The 15,590-nt window shown below is 56.0% G+C and carries 17 protein-coding genes and 1 other annotated feature; of the genes, 15 read left to right on the forward strand and 2 right to left on the reverse strand.

What is annotated here, in order from left to right:
* Window positions 1-49: 49 nt before the first annotated feature.
* The 9 genes from IC803_RS03820 to pheA all read left to right on the forward strand — a co-directional run bounded on the left by IC803_RS03820 (window position 50) and on the right by pheA (window position 6,311).
* On the forward strand, window positions 50-817 hold the full coding sequence (locus IC803_RS03820; protein WP_081208476.1) for a M23 family metallopeptidase: 768 nt from the start codon (window positions 50-52) through the stop codon (window positions 815-817).
* Window positions 810-1,670: a site-2 protease family protein gene (locus IC803_RS03825; RefSeq protein ID WP_081208474.1), complete on the forward strand. Its 861-nt coding sequence runs from the start codon at window positions 810-812 to the stop codon at window positions 1,668-1,670. Before IC803_RS03820 ends, IC803_RS03825 begins: the two co-directional genes overlap by 8 nt.
* Before the next feature lie 130 nt (window positions 1,671-1,800).
* Window positions 1,801-1,880: a sequence feature (ribosomal protein L21 leader region), on the forward strand.
* A 14-nt stretch (window positions 1,881-1,894) separates the two neighbouring features.
* The gene (gene rplU, locus IC803_RS03830; protein WP_081208472.1) at window positions 1,895-2,203 is read left to right on the forward strand and encodes a 50S ribosomal protein L21; all 309 of its coding nucleotides are present in this window, start codon (window positions 1,895-1,897) and stop codon (window positions 2,201-2,203) included.
* Between the two features lie 3 nt (window positions 2,204-2,206).
* Window positions 2,207-2,539 (forward strand): ribosomal-processing cysteine protease Prp, encoded by a 333-nt coding sequence (locus tag IC803_RS03835; RefSeq protein ID WP_081208470.1) that lies wholly within the window; start codon window positions 2,207-2,209, stop codon window positions 2,537-2,539.
* Between the two features lie 15 nt (window positions 2,540-2,554).
* Complete coding sequence (gene rpmA, locus IC803_RS03840) at window positions 2,555-2,845, forward strand: 50S ribosomal protein L27 (RefSeq protein WP_008881065.1); 291 nt, start codon at window positions 2,555-2,557, stop codon at window positions 2,843-2,845.
* 179 nt (window positions 2,846-3,024) lie between these two features.
* Window positions 3,025-3,585: a sporulation initiation phosphotransferase B gene (locus tag IC803_RS03845; RefSeq protein WP_081208468.1), complete on the forward strand. Its 561-nt coding sequence runs from the start codon at window positions 3,025-3,027 to the stop codon at window positions 3,583-3,585.
* Between the two features lie 94 nt (window positions 3,586-3,679).
* Window positions 3,680-4,981: a GTPase ObgE gene (gene obgE, locus IC803_RS03850; RefSeq protein WP_081208466.1), complete on the forward strand. Its 1,302-nt coding sequence runs from the start codon at window positions 3,680-3,682 to the stop codon at window positions 4,979-4,981.
* 17 nt (window positions 4,982-4,998) lie between these two features.
* Window positions 4,999-5,442: an ACT domain-containing protein gene (locus tag IC803_RS03855; RefSeq protein WP_063165142.1), complete on the forward strand. Its 444-nt coding sequence runs from the start codon at window positions 4,999-5,001 to the stop codon at window positions 5,440-5,442.
* Window positions 5,443-5,462: 20 nt separating this feature from the next.
* A complete protein-coding gene (gene pheA / locus IC803_RS03860) occupies window positions 5,463-6,311 on the forward strand; it encodes a prephenate dehydratase (RefSeq protein WP_081208464.1) in 849 nt (282 codons plus the stop codon).
* Window positions 6,312-6,718: 407 nt separating this feature from the next.
* Here pheA and IC803_RS03865 read toward each other — a convergent pair whose 3' ends face one another.
* On the reverse strand, window positions 6,719-7,267 hold the full coding sequence (locus IC803_RS03865; protein ID WP_190304262.1) for a transcription repressor NadR: 549 nt from the start codon (window positions 7,265-7,267) through the stop codon (window positions 6,719-6,721).
* The gene (locus IC803_RS03870; RefSeq protein WP_081208462.1) at window positions 7,255-8,400 is read right to left on the reverse strand and encodes an IscS subfamily cysteine desulfurase; all 1,146 of its coding nucleotides are present in this window, start codon (window positions 8,398-8,400) and stop codon (window positions 7,255-7,257) included. The genes IC803_RS03865 and IC803_RS03870 overlap by 13 nt, the downstream gene beginning before the upstream one ends.
* A gap of 104 nt (window positions 8,401-8,504) precedes the next feature.
* Here IC803_RS03870 and nadB point away from each other — a divergent pair, with 104 nt between their 5' ends.
* The 6 genes from nadB to nadE all read left to right on the forward strand — a co-directional run bounded on the left by nadB (window position 8,505) and on the right by nadE (window position 15,586).
* Window positions 8,505-10,067: an L-aspartate oxidase gene (gene nadB, locus IC803_RS03875; RefSeq protein WP_081208460.1), complete on the forward strand. Its 1,563-nt coding sequence runs from the start codon at window positions 8,505-8,507 to the stop codon at window positions 10,065-10,067.
* A gap of 32 nt (window positions 10,068-10,099) precedes the next feature.
* On the forward strand, window positions 10,100-10,930 hold the full coding sequence (nadC, locus tag IC803_RS03880) for a carboxylating nicotinate-nucleotide diphosphorylase (protein WP_081208458.1): 831 nt from the start codon (window positions 10,100-10,102) through the stop codon (window positions 10,928-10,930).
* Between the two features lie 16 nt (window positions 10,931-10,946).
* Entirely contained in the window at window positions 10,947-12,050 is a 1,104-nt protein-coding gene (nadA, locus tag IC803_RS03885; protein WP_081208456.1) for a quinolinate synthase NadA, read from the forward strand.
* A gap of 158 nt (window positions 12,051-12,208) precedes the next feature.
* On the forward strand, window positions 12,209-13,882 hold the full coding sequence (safA, locus tag IC803_RS03890; protein WP_190304263.1) for a SafA/ExsA family spore coat assembly protein: 1,674 nt from the start codon (window positions 12,209-12,211) through the stop codon (window positions 13,880-13,882).
* Window positions 13,866-14,810: a phosphotransferase gene (locus tag IC803_RS03895; protein WP_081208452.1), complete on the forward strand. Its 945-nt coding sequence runs from the start codon at window positions 13,866-13,868 to the stop codon at window positions 14,808-14,810. The genes safA and IC803_RS03895 overlap by 17 nt, the downstream gene beginning before the upstream one ends.
* A gap of 35 nt (window positions 14,811-14,845) precedes the next feature.
* Window positions 14,846-15,586, forward strand: a complete 741-nt coding sequence (gene nadE / locus IC803_RS03900; RefSeq protein WP_081208450.1) for an NAD(+) synthase — start codon at window positions 14,846-14,848, stop codon at window positions 15,584-15,586.
* The last annotated feature ends 4 nt before the right edge of the window (window positions 15,587-15,590 follow it).

Below are 15,590 nucleotides of genomic sequence, written 5' to 3' on the forward strand. Positions count from 1 at the left end.
TGTCTCATAAATTAGTACAAACGTCGTTAGAAAGGTGGAGGGGGGACGTATGGACCGACGCGTTCGGGAAATGAAAAAACGGATAGAAAGGCGGCGAAAAGAGCGCCAATATCGGTCAAGCAAGCGAAAGGAGCCGGAGTGGGGGATAGCGGACGAGGAGCGGTACGGGCTGCCGGTCGTCACGTATGACCGCTATTCGTTTGAATCAGAGTCCCATCCGCTGTTTCGCAAAGAGTGGTTTCTCTTCAAAACGCTCATCGCCGCCTGCCTCGTGTTAGTGACCGCCATTTTGTTCAAACATCCGTCCGCTTCGCTTGAACCGGCACGGCAGTTTGTCGCGCGGACGATGGAAACGGAATTTCAGTTTGCGGCTGTCTCGGCTTGGTATGAAAAGACGTTCGGCGAACCGCTCGCCTTTTTTGCGCCGAAAAAAGAGACAAAAACGGAGACGGCGTCCTCATACGCGGTGCCGGTTTCCGGCCGAGTGCTCGAAAGCTTTGATGAAAATGGCCAAGGGGTGATGATCGAAACCGAGAGCGAGGCGAAAGTCGAAGCAATGAAAGAAGGGATCGTGACGTTTGCCGGCACGAAAGAGAAGCTCGGAAAAACGGTCATCATTCAGCACGCGGACGGCAGTGAAACGTGGTATGGCCATTTAAGCACCATTTCCGTCAAACTGTACGATTTTATCGAAATGGGGAAAGAAGTCGGCACCGCTCAAGCGAGTGACAAAGATAAACGGAAAGGACTGTTTTATTTTGCCATTAAGCAAGGAGACAAATTTATCGATCCGATCCAGGTGATTTCCTTTGAATAAGTATCTCGGGCTGCTTGGAAAGTTGCACGTTCATCCGTTGCTATGGCTGATCGGCGGCATGGCGGTATTGACCGCCCATTTTAAGCAGCTTTGTTTGCTGTTTTTCATCGTGCTCATTCATGAGCTTGGCCATGCGGCGGCGGCGGCGTTTTTTTCTTGGCGGGTGAAGCGGATTTTGCTGCTGCCGTTCGGTGGAGTGGCAGAAGTGGAGGAACATGGAAATCGCCCATTCCGTGAAGAGTGGATCGTGACGCTCGCCGGGCCGGCGCAGCATCTTTGGCTGACGGCGGCGGGGTTTTTTTTATGGGAGGCCGGCTGGATGGATGACGGAAGTTGGGAGCTGTTTTTCCGTTATAACGCGGCTCTGTTTAGTTTAAACTTGCTGCCGATCTGGCCGCTTGACGGCGGCAAGCTGCTGTTTTTGCTTTTGTCGTACCGCCGTCCGTTCAGCGAAGCGCACCGGAACATGGTTGCCATATCAGCGGCTGTGCTGACGGTCAGCATCGTCCTTTTGCTTGCATTCGCACCGCGCCAGCTTGATTTATGGGCGATTGCCGCCTTTTTAGCGCATGCGCTTTGGCAAGAGAAGAAACAGCATCCATATGTGGTCATGCGCTTTTTGCTTGAACGGTATTACGGGAAAAAGGGCGATTACGCAAGGCTGCAGACGATTACCGTTCCGGCGGATGAGCGCATCTCCGCCGTGCTGCAGCGCTTTTACCGCGGGCAAAAACATGCGATCGTCGTCGTACGCGACGGCCGCGAACGGACGACGCTTGATGAAAACGAGCTGCTGCACGCGTTTTTTGCTGAAAAGCGGACCGATGCGCCGCTTGGCGCACTCATTTATTGATGACAGCCGGCCGTTTGAACCGTTGAAGATGACGGTTGACGGCTGGCTGTTTCTATGTTACTATAGATGGCGTTGTAGACTTTTTGTCTCTTAACGGGGCAAAAGAGGGCGGCTGTCGCAAAAGGACGCACCCGTACTACAACCGCTCAGCGCGGGTTGTGAAGTGTTCCGATTGGAACCGCCTTGACGCTGGCGAGTCTGAGTCCATGAAGGAGGTGCGAGGCATGTACGCAATCATTGAAACTGGCGGCAAACAATTGAAAGTAGAAGAAGGCCAAGAAATTTACATCGAAAAACTGGATGCCAATGAAGGCGATACGGTGACGTTTGATAAAGTGCTGTTCGTCGGCGGGGAAACGGTAAAAATCGGAAACCCGACGGTCGAAGGTGCAACGGTCACGGCGAAAGTGCAAAAGCACGGCCGACAAAAGAAAATCATCGTCTTCAAATATAAAGCGAAAAAGAACTATCGCCGCAAACAAGGCCACCGTCAGCCGTACACGAAAGTTGTCATCGAAAAAATCAACGCGTAAGCGATGATCCGCATTACGATTGAACGAGAAGCGGACGGCCGCATTCGCGCGTTCACGATGGACGGGCACGCCGGGTTCGCCAAGCGCGGGCAGGATATCGTCTGCGCCGGCGCTTCGGCCGTTTCGTTCGGCACCATCAATGCCATCGAGGCGCTTGCCGGCGTTCGCCCGCACGTTTCGCTCGGCCAAGACGGAGGCTATCTTCGCTGTGAGCTTCCGGAGCTGGAAGAAGCAGCGACGGCAGAGAAAGTGCAATTGTTGTTGGAAGCGATGGTCGTCTCGCTAAAGACGATCGAACGCGACTACGGGAAGTTCATCCGCGTGACATCTATCTAGCAGGAGGTGACTGCCATGCTGAGACTCGACTTGCAGTTTTTCGCTTCGAAAAAAGGGGTCGGTTCGACGAAAAACGGCCGTGACTCGATCGCGAAGCGCCTTGGCGCAAAGCGCGCTGACGGTCAGTTTGTGACGGGCGGCTCCATTTTGTACCGCCAACGCGGAACGAAAGTTCATCCAGGCCTGAACGTCGGCCGCGGCGGCGATGACACGCTGTACGCGAAAATTGACGGCATCGTCCGCTTCGAGCGGCTCGGCCGCGACCGCAAACGCGTCAGCGTCTACCCGGTCAGCCAAGAAGCGTAACTTGTTTCAAAGAAAAAACTCTAGCCACGCCGGTTAGAGTTTTTTCTTTTTGCCCTTGAAAAATCGTTCCCGTTTGTTGTCAGAAAATGCTATAGTAAAAGTAAATGTCCTCTCGACGAAGGAGAGGATGAAGAAAAGGCGGTGCGGGCCATCGCACCGCACGAATAGGGGAGCAGTGAATGGAAAAGCGATGGACGGTCGTTGAAGTGATGCGCCATGCCCGCCATGACTGGCTGAACAAAATTCAGCTCATTAAAGGTCATTTGGCGCTCAATAAAATCGAGCGGGTGCAGGAGATCATCAATGGCATTATCGGCGAGATGCAGCAGGAAACCCGGCTGACGAACTTGAAGGCCGAGCGGTTCGCCGAACTGGTCATGACCTACAACTGGGAGCCGCGCCCGATTTTTCTTGAGTATGAAATCACAGGCGGCGAGGCGGATTTGTCATTGTATGACGAACGATTGACCGAATGGTGCTGCGGCTTTCTTCACCTTCTGGAGATGCAGGCTGACAGACAGACAGAAAACCATGTATGTTTGTCGATCGAGCTGTCTTACGGGCGGGCGTCGCTGTTTTTTGATTATCGCGGCGCGTGGCAGGACGGTGAGGCCGTCCGCACTTGGCTGGAACGCTGCGAGCCGGCGCCGCCGCTTCGTCTTGTGTCGTTTGCCGTCGGCACCGAAGAACTGACAGTGGAGCTCGAGCTGCTGTTCCGCCCCGGGGGGCCTTATTCTTAAGCACATATTGACAGCATTGAATCGGCGCTGTATACAATAATAAGTATTAGTGACACTAATTTCGCCATGATGGAAGCGAATCGGAGGAACAGCTATGTTTGTCGATCAAGTGAAAATTTATGTCAAAGGCGGGGACGGCGGCAACGGCATGGTCGCGTTCCGCCGTGAAAAATATGTCCCGAAAGGCGGGCCGGCCGGCGGGGACGGCGGCAAAGGCGGCGACGTTGTGTTCGTCGTCGATGAAGGGCTGCGGACGTTGATGGATTTCCGCTACCAGCGCCATTTTAAAGCGCCGCGCGGCGAAAACGGCATGTCGAAAAACCAGCATGGCAAAAATGCGGAAGACTTGCTTGTCAAAGTGCCGCCGGGGACGGTGGTCATCGATGCCGATACGAACGAAGTGCTCGCCGACTTGACGGAAGAAGGACAGCGGTTTGTTGTCGCCAAAGGCGGACGCGGCGGGCGCGGCAACACTCGTTTTGCGACCGCGGCCAATCCGGCGCCGGAGATCGCGGAAAACGGCGAGCCGGGCGAGGAGCGCAACGTCATTTTGGAATTAAAACTGCTCGCTGATGTTGGTCTTGTCGGGTTCCCAAGCGTCGGCAAATCGACGTTATTGTCCGTCGTTTCGGCAGCAAGACCGAAAATTGCCGAGTACCACTTTACGACGCTCGCGCCGAATTTGGGTGTTGTCGAAACGGAAGACGGCCGCAGTTTTGTCATGGCCGACTTGCCGGGGCTGATTGAAGGCGCCCACGAGGGAGTCGGTTTGGGGCATCAGTTTTTGCGCCATATTGAACGGACGCGCGTCATTGTCCATGTCATCGACATGGCTGCGGTGGAAGGGCGCGATCCGTACGACGATTACGTCGTCATCAATGAGGAGCTGAAGCAATACAATTTGCGCTTGACGGAACGGCCGCAAATTGTCGCTGCCAATAAAATGGACATGCCAAGCGCCGAAGAAAACTTGCGTCGTTTTCAAGAGAAAGTCGGCGAGGCGGTGCCGGTCTTTCCGATTTCGGCCGCGACAAGGCAAGGGGTGCGCGAGCTGCTGTTTGCCATTGCCGATCTGCTCGAAACAACGCCGGAGTTTCCGCTCTATGAACCGGAAGAGCCGGCGGTGCAGCGCGTCGTGTACAAATACGAAAAAGAGGAGCTGCCGTTTGCCATTACCCGCGGCAGCGACGGGGCGTTCATTTTGTCGGGCGACAAAATCGAGAAGCTGTTTAAAATGACCGATTTCTCGCGCGAAGAATCGGTGCGCCGCTTCGCTCGCCAGCTGCGGGCGATAGGAGTCGACGACGCGCTGCGCGAGCGCGGAGCGAAAGACGGAGACACCGTCCGGTTGCTCGATTACGAGTTTGAGTTTGTCGACGACTGGGATGAACGGTAAAAGCGGGGGAAGGTGCGGTGGAAAAAAAGTTTTATTTAGTGCGTGAAGACGTCTTGCCGGAAGCGATGAAAAAAGTCGTGCTCGCTAAGCAGCTGCTTGAGCGGAAAAAAGCCGCCTCGGTCGCCGAGGCGGCGCAGCTTGCGAACATTAGCCGCGGCGTCTTTTACAAATACCGCGACGCCATTTTTCCGTTTCAAGCGGTGACGAAAGAAAATATCGTCACGTTGTTTTTTCATTTAGAAGACCGCTCAGGCACGTTGTCGCGGCTGCTTGGCGTCGTGGCAGCGGCCGGCTGCAACGTGCTGACGATCCACCAGACGATCCCGCTGCAAGGACGGGCGAACGTGACGCTTTCCGTCAGCACAAACGATATGCATGAAGACATTGATGAACTGTTGACAAAGCTGAGAGGGCTCGAGTTTGTCGAAAAAGTTGAAATTGTTGGTTCAGGAGTGTATTGAAGCAAGGGAGAGGCCAAATAATGAAAATCGGATACTTAGGACCAAAGGCAACGTTTACTGAGGCGGCTGTTGTTACACTTTTTCCGACTGAACAGCGCGAGCCGTATGACACGATTCCCGACTGCATCGACGCCGTCGCCGTTGGGGAAATTGAGGCGGCCGTTGTGCCGCTTGAAAATGCGTTGGAAGGATCGGTCAACTTAACGCTCGATTATTTGATCCATGAACAGCCGCTGCCGATCATCGGCGAAATCGTCGTCCCGATCGAGCAGCATTTAATGGTGCATCCGTACTATGCGCCGCATTGGCGCGAGATTAAAGAAGTGTATTCGCATTCGCACGCCATTGCTCAGTGCCGCAAATTTTTACATACGGTGCTCAAAGGGGCGAAGCAAGTGCCGATGACGTCAACGAGCGCCGCCGCCAAATTTGTGAGCGAACATCCGCACTTGCCGGTGGCGGCGATTGCCAATCGGCTTGCAGCGAGCGAATACGGCTTGACGATCGTGCAGGAAAATATTCATGATTACGATTACAATCATACGCGCTTTATCGTCGTCAGCCGAAGCGGGCAGCCGCTTTTACCTGATTCGCCGCTTTATGTCGGCGACAAAACGACCGTTGTCGTCATGCTGCCGCAAGATCAGCCCGGGGCGCTTCACCAAGTGTTGTCGGCGTTTGCTTGGCGGCGGCTGAACTTGACGAAAATTGAGTCGCGCCCGGCGAAAACGGGGCTCGGCAACTACTTTTTTATCATTGACATCGACGCGTCGATGGATGACGTCCTCATCCCGGGGGCGATCGCCGAAATCGAAGCGCTCGGCTGTACAGTGCAGTTGTTGGGCAGTTATCCATATTATTTTGCTTAAAATGAGCAGATGGAAGAACGGAGAGAGGGTGTCTCAAAAACAGCGAGACACCCTTTTGCGCGGCGATATACAACTTTCTCATTTTATATGATTTGTTTCAAGGCAGGCACTCTGTTGAGTCAGCCTCTTTCCCATCGCTGTATATGCACATTGAACCATTTCGCAAGGCAATCTTTTGCCGATCGCCCTGCACAATTCCTTGAGGCAGGAGGCTTCTTTCGGAAACGATGTTGTTAAAGAAAAACACCTTTTAGCCCAGCCGCCTTTCGCTTCGGCCGCTGCTGCATTTCTTTTTTCCTCACTCTCCTGCAGCCCCCCTTGCCTAGGCGGAGGATGCGGCATGTTCTGTTCGACCGCCGTGGGGCGGTTTGCTTTATTTGCAGGACGAGAGCGCGCCGGCAAGGGGATTAGGCCTCGATTAAAAAGCCCGCTTGTTTTAGGGCGCGGCAGGCGGCGTCAAGCTTTTCCGGCGAGTCGGCTTCAAGCGTATGCAAATGCGTCCCGTCGGTCAGCTGCAATAAATACGCCGATTTTGTCGCCTCGATTTTGGCGATGAACTGGTCGACTTCGAGGCGGTTGCTGACCATGACCGATGCGGTTAAATCCCCATAGACTGGATGTTCGATTTTGACATCTTTTACCGTTACGCCGCAATCGACGAGCAAATACAATTCTTCTTTCGTCTGCTCTGGTGTATGGGAGCAGGCGATTGTTCTCGTATACGTTTGCGCCGGTTCAGCCGGCTTTAAATACAAATAGCCTTGGCTTGTCGCGATAATCGGTTCGTTGCGCGCCTTTAACAGCGAAATATCTTGGACGATCACTTGGCGGCTGACGTTCGTTTTCGCCGCCAACTCCGCCCCGGTGAGCGGCGTCCCGCTTTCTTTCAGCCATTGCAAAATGAGCTGGCGTCGCGTTTCTCCTAAAATTTTCTTTTCTTCTTTCACCTTGCCCATGCCTCCTTTCGTGTTCGGATGAGCCGTTCTAATGCGGAAATCAATTGGTCGATCTCTGCTTCTGTCGTGGCCGCACCAAGCGATACACGGACGAACTGCTTTGCCTCCTCTGGCGTTTTGCCGACGGCGAGCATCGTCCGCGACGGTGCCTGCAATCCGACTTGGCAGGCGCTGCCGGTTGAAATGGCGATGCCGGCGCGGTTGCATTCAAGCATGACGAGCTGTCCTTCAAAACCGGCAACAGACAACCCGACAATATGGGCAAGCCGCCAGCGGGGATGGCCTTCCACAGCAATCGGCAGCTGTTTGGCCGCGATGGCGTCAAGCAGCCGGCGGCGCAGCTGTTCAAAGCGTGACTGTTCGCCTTCCATCCGTCCGTAAAGCTGCTTAGCGGCGGTAATGAAGGCAACGATCCCCGGCACATTGACCGTTCCGGGCCGGAAACCGGATTCGTGTGTCGCCCCCGGAAAAACGGGTTTCCAGTGAAGGTGCGGGTCGATGTAGACGGCGCCGACGCCCTTTGGGCCGTACACTTTATGGGCGGAAATCGATACGCTGTCAATCGCCATCGCCTTTATGTCTAGCTGTATTTTAGCAAAAGTTTGCACGCAGTCGCTATGAAAAAGGACGCCGCGCGTCCGCAACAGGCGACCGATGTCGGCTAGCGGCTGGATGGTGCCGATTTCCGAGTTGGCGTGCTGGATGGAAGCGAGGATCGTCCGCGGCGTGATGGCCCGTTCTAAATCAGCGAGACGAATGCGCCCGAATCGGTCGACGGGCAAATACGTCACTGTATACCCTTCCGTTTCAAGCTGTCGAAACAAATGATATAGTGAGGCGTGCTCGATTTCAGTGGTAATTAAATGATTTCCTTTATGACGATGGGCGGCAATGAGCGACCGAATGGCGAGCACATTCGCTTCTGTGCCGCCGCTTGTGAAATAGATCCCTTCCGCTTCCCCGTTGATCATAGCCGCAAGCTCGCGCCGGCATAATGTCAGCAGTTGCTTCGCTTTCGTACCGGTGTCGTGCAGGCTGCTTTCATTGCCAAAATAAACGGCCGCTGCCTCGGCATAAGCCGCGATGGCTTCCTCACACATCGGTGTCGTCGCGGCATAGTCCAAATAAATCATAGTCCCCCGCCTTTTCTTTACTTTTTTTGATAAACCCCTTGTCATTAGTTTAAATATGTGTAAATATAGATGTCAAGACAGGTGAAAAGAGAGGAGTCCTAAGTGTGGGGGAAGACGGCATCATCATTGTCGGCAGCGGACTGGCTGCTTTAACAGTCGCTTATTATTTGCGGACGCAAGAAAATGTGATGATTTTCACAAAGAAAGGCCGGACCGACAGCAACTCTTGGCGGGCGCAAGGCGGGGTGGCGGCAGCGCTGGCAGCCGACGACGACTGGCGCGCCCATTTCCGCGACACGCTTGCGGCCGGCTGTCATCATAACGATGGGCGGATGGTTGAGCTGCTCGTCCGGGAAGGGCCGAAGCGGCTGCAAGAGTGGATGGACGCTGGGATGGCATTTGATGCAGATGAACACGGTCAGCTCTGCTTCGGTCTTGAAGGCGGGCATAGCCGCCGGCGCATTTTGCACGCTGGCGGCGACCAAACGGGCAAGGCGCTCGTTTCGTTTTTGCTTAGGCAGGTGGAAGGGCGCGTATCGGTGGTGGAAGGTGAACAAGTCATCGAACTTTTGACGGAAGACGGCCGCTGCGTCGGGGTGAAAGCGAAGCGAACAGACGGCGCTGTCTCAGCTTGGCGGGCGGCGGCGGTTGTCCTAGCGACCGGCGGCTGCGCCGGACTGTATACGTTCACTTCCAACGCGCCGACAGCGATTGGCGACGGCATCGCCATGGCGTATCGCGCCGGTGCGGCAGTCGCCGACATGGAATTTATCCAATTTCATCCGACGATGCTCGCTGCCGGCGGAAAGGCGGTCGGATTAGTATCGGAGGCGGTGCGCGGCGAGGGAGCAGTGCTTGAGGCGGAAGACGGCCGGCGCTTAATGGATGGCGTTCATCCGCTTGGCGATTTGGCGCCGCGTGATGTTGTCGCCCGCGCGATCGCCGCGGAAATGGAGCGCGGGGGCCGCGTCTACTTGAATATTTCCGCTGTGCGCGATTTTCGCCGCCGCTTTCCGACGATTGCTGCGCTATGCGAGGCGCATGGCGTCAGCCTTGAAGCCGGCCGCCTTCCGATCGTGCCGGGCGCCCACTTTTTAATGGGCGGCATTGCAGTCAATGAATGGGGACAGACGAACGTGCCGGGCTTGTATGCTGTAGGCGAGGCGGCGTGCACTGGTGTGCACGGCGCCAACCGGTTGGCAAGCAATTCGTTGCTTGAGGCGATCGTCTTTGGCGCCCGCGTGGCTCACGCGATCAGCCGCCAAGAGGGGTGGCCGACGGCAGCGCACCGCACCGGCCGGCCGTTTGGCCGCCCGCGCCGTCTTTTGGCGCCGCCGCTTCCGGGGCGGGCGAGCATCCGCGAACGATTGTCCGCGCTTGCCGGCATCGTCCGTGACGGAGAGCAGCTTCGTGAAGCGGTTCGCTGGTTTGAACAGTTTTCCTTGCCCGATTGGTTGGATGGTGATCTTGAGTGGCTGTCGGCAGAGGAGATTGAAACAGGGTATGCGTTGCTTGTCGGCTGGCTCGTCGCCTCGTCCGCGCTTCGCCGCACAGAAAGCCGCGGCGGCCATTACCGGAGCGATTTTCCGTATGATCATCCGGACTGGCAAGGCCGGCGTCTCGTGCGAACGAAAGAAGAGTGGGCGCATGCATCGGCCCGGCGGTAACGTGAGAGCAGGATCAAAAGGGGGATGGAGCGATGAATCGGTTAAAACTTGAGCAGTTGTTGCGGCACTTTTTTCTTGAGGATATCGGTGACGGCGATGTGACAAGCGACACGATTTTTCCGGCCAACGAACGCGCGGCGGGCGTGTTTACGGCGAAGGCGGATGGGGTTGTGGCCGGCGTCGGCCTGATTGCCGCCGGCTATCAGCTGCTTGATCCGCATATTGAGGTGTCGGTCATGAAAAAAGACGGCGAACGGATCGCAGCCGGCGAAACGATTGCCGCCGTTTCCGGGCCGGTCGGTCCGCTGTTGTCCGGTGAGCGCGTCATTTTGAATTTGCTTCAGCGCCTAAGCGGCATTGCGACCGTGACGCGGCAGGCGGTCGACCTGCTTGGCGACAGCCATACGCGCCTTTGCGATACGCGGAAAACGACGCCGGGCTTGCGCATGCTTGAAAAATATGCCGTCACTTGCGGCGGCGGCTACAATCACCGCTTTGGCTTGTACGACGGTGTGATGATTAAAGACAACCATATCGCGTTTTGCGGATCGATTGCCGCCGCTGTTAAAACGGTGAGAGAGCGGCTCGGCCATATGGTGAAAATCGAAGTGGAAACGGAAACGGAAGCCGAGGTGCTCGAGGCGGTCGAAGCCGGGGCTGACATTATTATGTTTGACAATCGGACGCCCGAGGAAGTGCGGTCGTTCGTCCGGCTCGTGCCGAAACCGATCATTACAGAGGCGTCCGGCGGCATTACGCTCGCTAACGTGGCGGCGTATGGCGCGACCGGCGTCGACTACATTTCACTTGGTTTCTTAACGCATTCCGCTGCGGCGTTAGATATCAGCTTTTATTTGCAATAATGGGGGGGAGAGAACGATGAACGTACTTGAACAATTCAAACGGCTTGATGATATGCCGGAACAGTACAAAACGATGGAAAGAGACGAGCTCGAAGCGCGCGCCCGCGCTGTGAAGGAGCAGCTCGGCCGGCGCCTTTTTATCCCTGGGCACCATTACCAAAAAGATGAGGTCATTCAGTTCGCTGATGCAACTGGCGACTCGCTTCAGCTCGCCCAGCTGGCGGCGAAAAACAGCGAGGCGGAATACATTGTGTTTTGCGGCGTCCATTTCATGGCGGAAACGGCGGACATTTTAACGAGCGAGGCGCAGACGGTCATTTTGCCGGATTTGCGCGCCGGCTGTTCCATGGCCGATATGGCCGATATTTTTCAAGTTGAGCGGGCGTGGGCAGCGTTGACGGAGCGGTTTGGTGAGACGATTCTCCCGCTTGTGTATGTCAACTCCACAGCGGCGATTAAAGCGTTTGTCGGCCGCCATGGCGGGGCGACGGTCACGTCGTCCAACGCGAAAAAGATGGTGGCGTGGGCGTTTTCAAAAAAGGAGCGCATTTTCTTTTTGCCAGACCAGCATTTAGGGAGAAATACGGCCTACGCGCTCGGCGTCGGCCTTGAGGAGATGGCTGTCTGGGATCCACATGAGGAAACATTGCAAGGCAACGGCGATCTTGACAAGGTGAAAGTCATTCTTTGGAAGGGGCATTGCTCGGTGCATGAAAATTTCAATGTCCGGCAAATTGAGCATATTCGGCGGACCAATCCGGAAACAAAGGTGATCGTTCATCCGGAATGTAGCTGGGACGTTGTTCAACAGGCGGATTATGCCGGTTCCACCAAATACATTATCGAAACGATCCGCAACGCCCCACCCGGCAGCCGGTGGGCGATCGGGACGGAAATGAACTTGGTGAACCGCCTCATGCATGAGCATCCGGACAAAGAAATCGTTTCCCTGAATCCGTATATGTGCCCATGTTTAACGATGAACCGGATCGATTTGCCGCATTTCGTTTGGGCGCTTGAATCGCTCAGCGAAGGAACGGTCGTCAACCGTATTACCGTTCCAACGGAAGTGGCGTTCGAAGCGAAGCAAGCGCTCGAGCGCATGCTTGCCCTTGCCTAGTCCCCCTCCCTGGCAAGACGGAATTTCCTCCGTCCGGCTGGGGGATTTTTTTATCATAAATCAACGACCATCGTCATACATTGTGTTGAAAGACGATAACAGGAAACAAGCATCGGTCGGATAGAGTGCAAACAGTCTCGGTTTAGGAGGGGAACGGCGTGAAAATCCATATTGTTCAAAAGGGCGACACCCTTTGGAAAATTGCCCAAAAATATGGGGTTGATTTTGAACAATTGAAAAAGATAAATGGGCATTTGAGCGATCCGAATATGATTATGCCCGGAATGAAAGTTAAAGTGCCGACAGCAGGGGTGCCAATAAAAAAAGAAACAAAAATGCATGGATCGCTGAAAAAACCGAAGGTGGAAGAACATCCGTACGCGGAGGCGAAACCGTTCGTTTCGTTTAACATTGATACGGAGATCGGTGCAGTCGGCGGCTCCATCCCGGAAAATGAAGCATCGGTGAACGAAGGGCCAGCAGCTGTCAATGAGATGCCAACGGCCGAAGCGCCGAAAGCGGCAAAAGAAAAAACGGCAGCGCCAACGGCCGAAGCGCCGAAAGCGGCAAAAGAAAAAACGGCAGCGCCAACGGCCGAAGCGCCGAAAGCGGCAAAAGAAAAAACGGCAGCGCCAACGGCCGAAGCGCCGAAAGCGGCAAAAGAAAAAACGGCAGCGCCAACGGCCGAAGCGCCGAAAGCGGCAAAAGAAAAAACGGCAGCGCCAACGGTCGAAGCGCCGAAAGCGGAAGTGAAAGAAAAACCGAAGGCGCCGGCGGCTGAAGCGCCGAAAGCGGTGGCGAAAGAAACGCCGATAGCACCGGCAGCTGAAGCGCCAAAGGTGGGGGAAAAAGAAACAGCAAAAGCGTCAGTAGGCGGGGCATCGAAGGAGGTGGGGGAAGAGACGCCGAACGTGCCGGTGAATGAAACGCCAAACGTGCCGGTGAATGAAACACCGAATATACCGGTGAACGAGGCGCCAAAAGCAAAGACAGCGCCGGCAGCGTATGCACCGCCGCTTGCGCATGCGATTCCGCCGGTCGCTCCGGCTCCTCACGTTTCGTTTGCCAAGTCGTTGTCGAATTTGCCGCCGATTCCGCCGAAACCGAGCAACATTTTGCCTGGTATGATGGAAGAGGAGGCGGATGAAAGCCCCGCTGAATTGAAAGGGGAGCATATAGCGGACGAAAGCGAGGAAGCCCCGCCGCCGTTGCCAAACATCCCGCACGTCCCAGTTGCCCCGCCGGTAGCGCCAGCTTTCGGTGTTGACCAAGGATGCGTGCCGGTGACGCCGATTGTGCCGGGGCCGGGATTTTATACACCGCCGTTGCCAGCCATGCCGCCCTATTCCCCGCCGCCGGGTTCGTTAGCGGTCGGGGAAAGCCCGGAGAGCAGTTCGGTCCTATTTCCTGGAATTAGCGAAAGCAGCAGCGAGTCTCTAGCATCCCCGCCGCTTCCTGGACTAGGAGAACACGGGGCTGCTGCTCCGCTGGCACCGCCAGCTGGAGCTGCTTTCGCTCCGTCCGGTTACGCCGCACCAGGGTATGCGCCGCCTGGAATGTACGCGCCGCCAGCCGGGTATCCGCCTTTTGGGTATATGCCTGTGTATCCACCGATCCAATACTACGGGGGATATGCGCCGCCTGGAGCGTACGCGCCGCCGGCTCCATACGGGTACGCGCCGCAACAAGCCGCGCCGGCGATCCCGTGGCCCGGTGTCGTTTATCCGACAAGCCCGCCGGGATACGCGCCATCGCCTGCGCCGCCGTCCGCCAGTCCGCGCCTGTTCGCCGGACCGCCGGACGAGGAGAGCGGGCATGGTGAAGAGCAGTAACGAAATACAAAGAGACGCCGCCGGCCGTCTCTTTTTTCTTCTTAGCCGCCATTACCGGCTTGCTATTTGGCAGGCGGTGGCGTTGAAACCGCATGTCATCGCCATCGTCACTTCGCATGGATCATTCGTCGCGAAAGCATACCGCTCGTTGGCGGCGGCCGAACGGCAAGCATGGCTTCTTGCCGCTCTGCGCCGCGCCGGTTTTTTCGCCGCGCCGGCCGTTGTCCCGCTCAGTCATGGAGGAGTGATCGCCGCCGGAGGGCGATATTGGCTGCTGACGGAATATGTGGCCGGCGCGCGCCCGTTCGCATTCGCCAACGAGCACGACATCAAGGACGGGCTTCAAGTGCTAAATAGCTACCATGCGGCAACGGCGAACATCGTTTGCGGCGAACGGGAAGCCATGCGGCTGCCGTCCATGCCTCTGTATGACAAATGGCGGCGCCGTTACGATGAGTTTTGTCGGCATTTGCCGTTCGTTGAAACAGTGATGGAAAAAGAGGATATTTTGTTTGCGCTGCGATGGGCGCATTACTGCCTAGAAACGGGCGGCGATTACGCCCAAGAGCTGGCGGCGGAGCCTGCCGCCATCATTCATGGAGATGTAGCGCCTCATAACTTTTTGCGCACCGCTGCCGGAAATGTATATATGATCGACTATGACACGGCTGGACTCGCCTCGCCCGGGCTTGATTATTGGCAATACGCAAACCGTATTTTGCCGCACATCGGTTGGTCGTATTCGGCGCTTGCCCGCTTCGCTCCGCTTAGCCATTGGCTGGAAAAACGTTGGTTTTTGCATGCGCTTTTGTTCCCTGCCGATGTATTTCGCGAGTGGCGGCAGGCGGTTGCGCGCCGCCGTCCGCTCGCATGGGATCGGGAGAAGCGGGAACGGTTTGTCCGCCACCTTTGCGCTATGCTAAAATAAAGGATGGAATCTTTGGAAAAAGGAGTCGAAGGCGGATGCAAGAAAAAATCGACAAACTTGTGCAATGGTTGCGGGAGCAGGTGGCGTCAGCCGGCCTGAACGGGGCGGTGGTCGGCATTAGCGGCGGCATCGACTCCGCTGTTGTCACCCATTTGATTAAGCGGGCGTTTCCAGACCGCTCGCTTGGTCTCATCATGCCGTGCAAAAGCCATCCGAAAGATATGGAAGATGCGCTTAAAGTGGTGGAAAGCTGCGGCATCCAACATCTTGTCATCGATTTGACCGAGGCGCACAAGGCGCTGTTCGGCGCGGTGGAAGCCGAGCTGAAAGCCAGTGGGGAATGGAATGAAGAAAAAGCGCGGCTCGGCGATGCGAACACGAGGGCGCGCCTGCGCATGACGACGTTGTACGCTGTCGCCAACAACTATGGCTACCTCGTCGTCGGCACGGACAATGCGGCGGAGTGGCACACCGGCTACTTTACGAAATATGGTGATGGCGGGGTCGATTTAGTGCCGCTCATTCACTTCACCAAAGGCGAAGTGCGTGAAATGGGCCGTCTGCTCGGCGTTCCCGAAGAAATCATCACAAAAGCGCCGAGCGCCGGATTATGGGAAGGACAGACGGATGAAAGCGAGATGGGCACGACATATGAAATGATTGACAAATATTTGAAAGGAGAAGACATCCCGGAGCGAGACCGGAAAATTATTGAACAACTGCACGAACGTTCGCATCATAAACGGCGGTTGGCCATTGCGCCGCCCAAGTTTTAGCAGC

The organism is Geobacillus sp. 46C-IIa, assembly GCF_014679505.1.
Lineage (GTDB): Bacteria > Bacillota > Bacilli > Bacillales > Anoxybacillaceae > Geobacillus.

Excerpts from the sequence above, each read along its gene's own strand:
- IC803_RS03820 (WP_081208476.1), top strand. The coding sequence starts at position 50 with ATGGACCGACGCGTTCGGGAAATGAAAAAACGGATAGAAAGGCGGCGA.
- rplU (WP_081208472.1), top strand. The coding sequence starts at position 1,895 with ATGTACGCAATCATTGAAACTGGCGGCAAACAATTGAAAGTAGAAGAA.
- IC803_RS03835 (WP_081208470.1), top strand. The coding sequence starts at position 2,207 with ATGATCCGCATTACGATTGAACGAGAAGCGGACGGCCGCATTCGCGCG.
- rpmA (WP_008881065.1), top strand. The coding sequence starts at position 2,555 with ATGCTGAGACTCGACTTGCAGTTTTTCGCTTCGAAAAAAGGGGTCGGT.
- IC803_RS03845 (WP_081208468.1), top strand. The coding sequence starts at position 3,025 with ATGGAAAAGCGATGGACGGTCGTTGAAGTGATGCGCCATGCCCGCCAT.
- obgE (WP_081208466.1), top strand. The coding sequence starts at position 3,680 with ATGTTTGTCGATCAAGTGAAAATTTATGTCAAAGGCGGGGACGGCGGC.
- pheA (WP_081208464.1), top strand. The coding sequence starts at position 5,463 with ATGAAAATCGGATACTTAGGACCAAAGGCAACGTTTACTGAGGCGGCT.
- IC803_RS03865 (WP_190304262.1), bottom strand. The coding sequence starts at position 7,267 with ATGGGCAAGGTGAAAGAAGAAAAGAAAATTTTAGGAGAAACGCGACGC.
- IC803_RS03870 (WP_081208462.1), bottom strand. The coding sequence starts at position 8,400 with ATGATTTATTTGGACTATGCCGCGACGACACCGATGTGTGAGGAAGCC.
- nadC (WP_081208458.1), top strand. The coding sequence starts at position 10,100 with ATGAATCGGTTAAAACTTGAGCAGTTGTTGCGGCACTTTTTTCTTGAG.
- nadA (WP_081208456.1), top strand. The coding sequence starts at position 10,947 with ATGAACGTACTTGAACAATTCAAACGGCTTGATGATATGCCGGAACAG.
- IC803_RS03895 (WP_081208452.1), top strand. The coding sequence starts at position 13,866 with ATGGTGAAGAGCAGTAACGAAATACAAAGAGACGCCGCCGGCCGTCTC.
- nadE (WP_081208450.1), top strand. The coding sequence starts at position 14,846 with ATGCAAGAAAAAATCGACAAACTTGTGCAATGGTTGCGGGAGCAGGTG.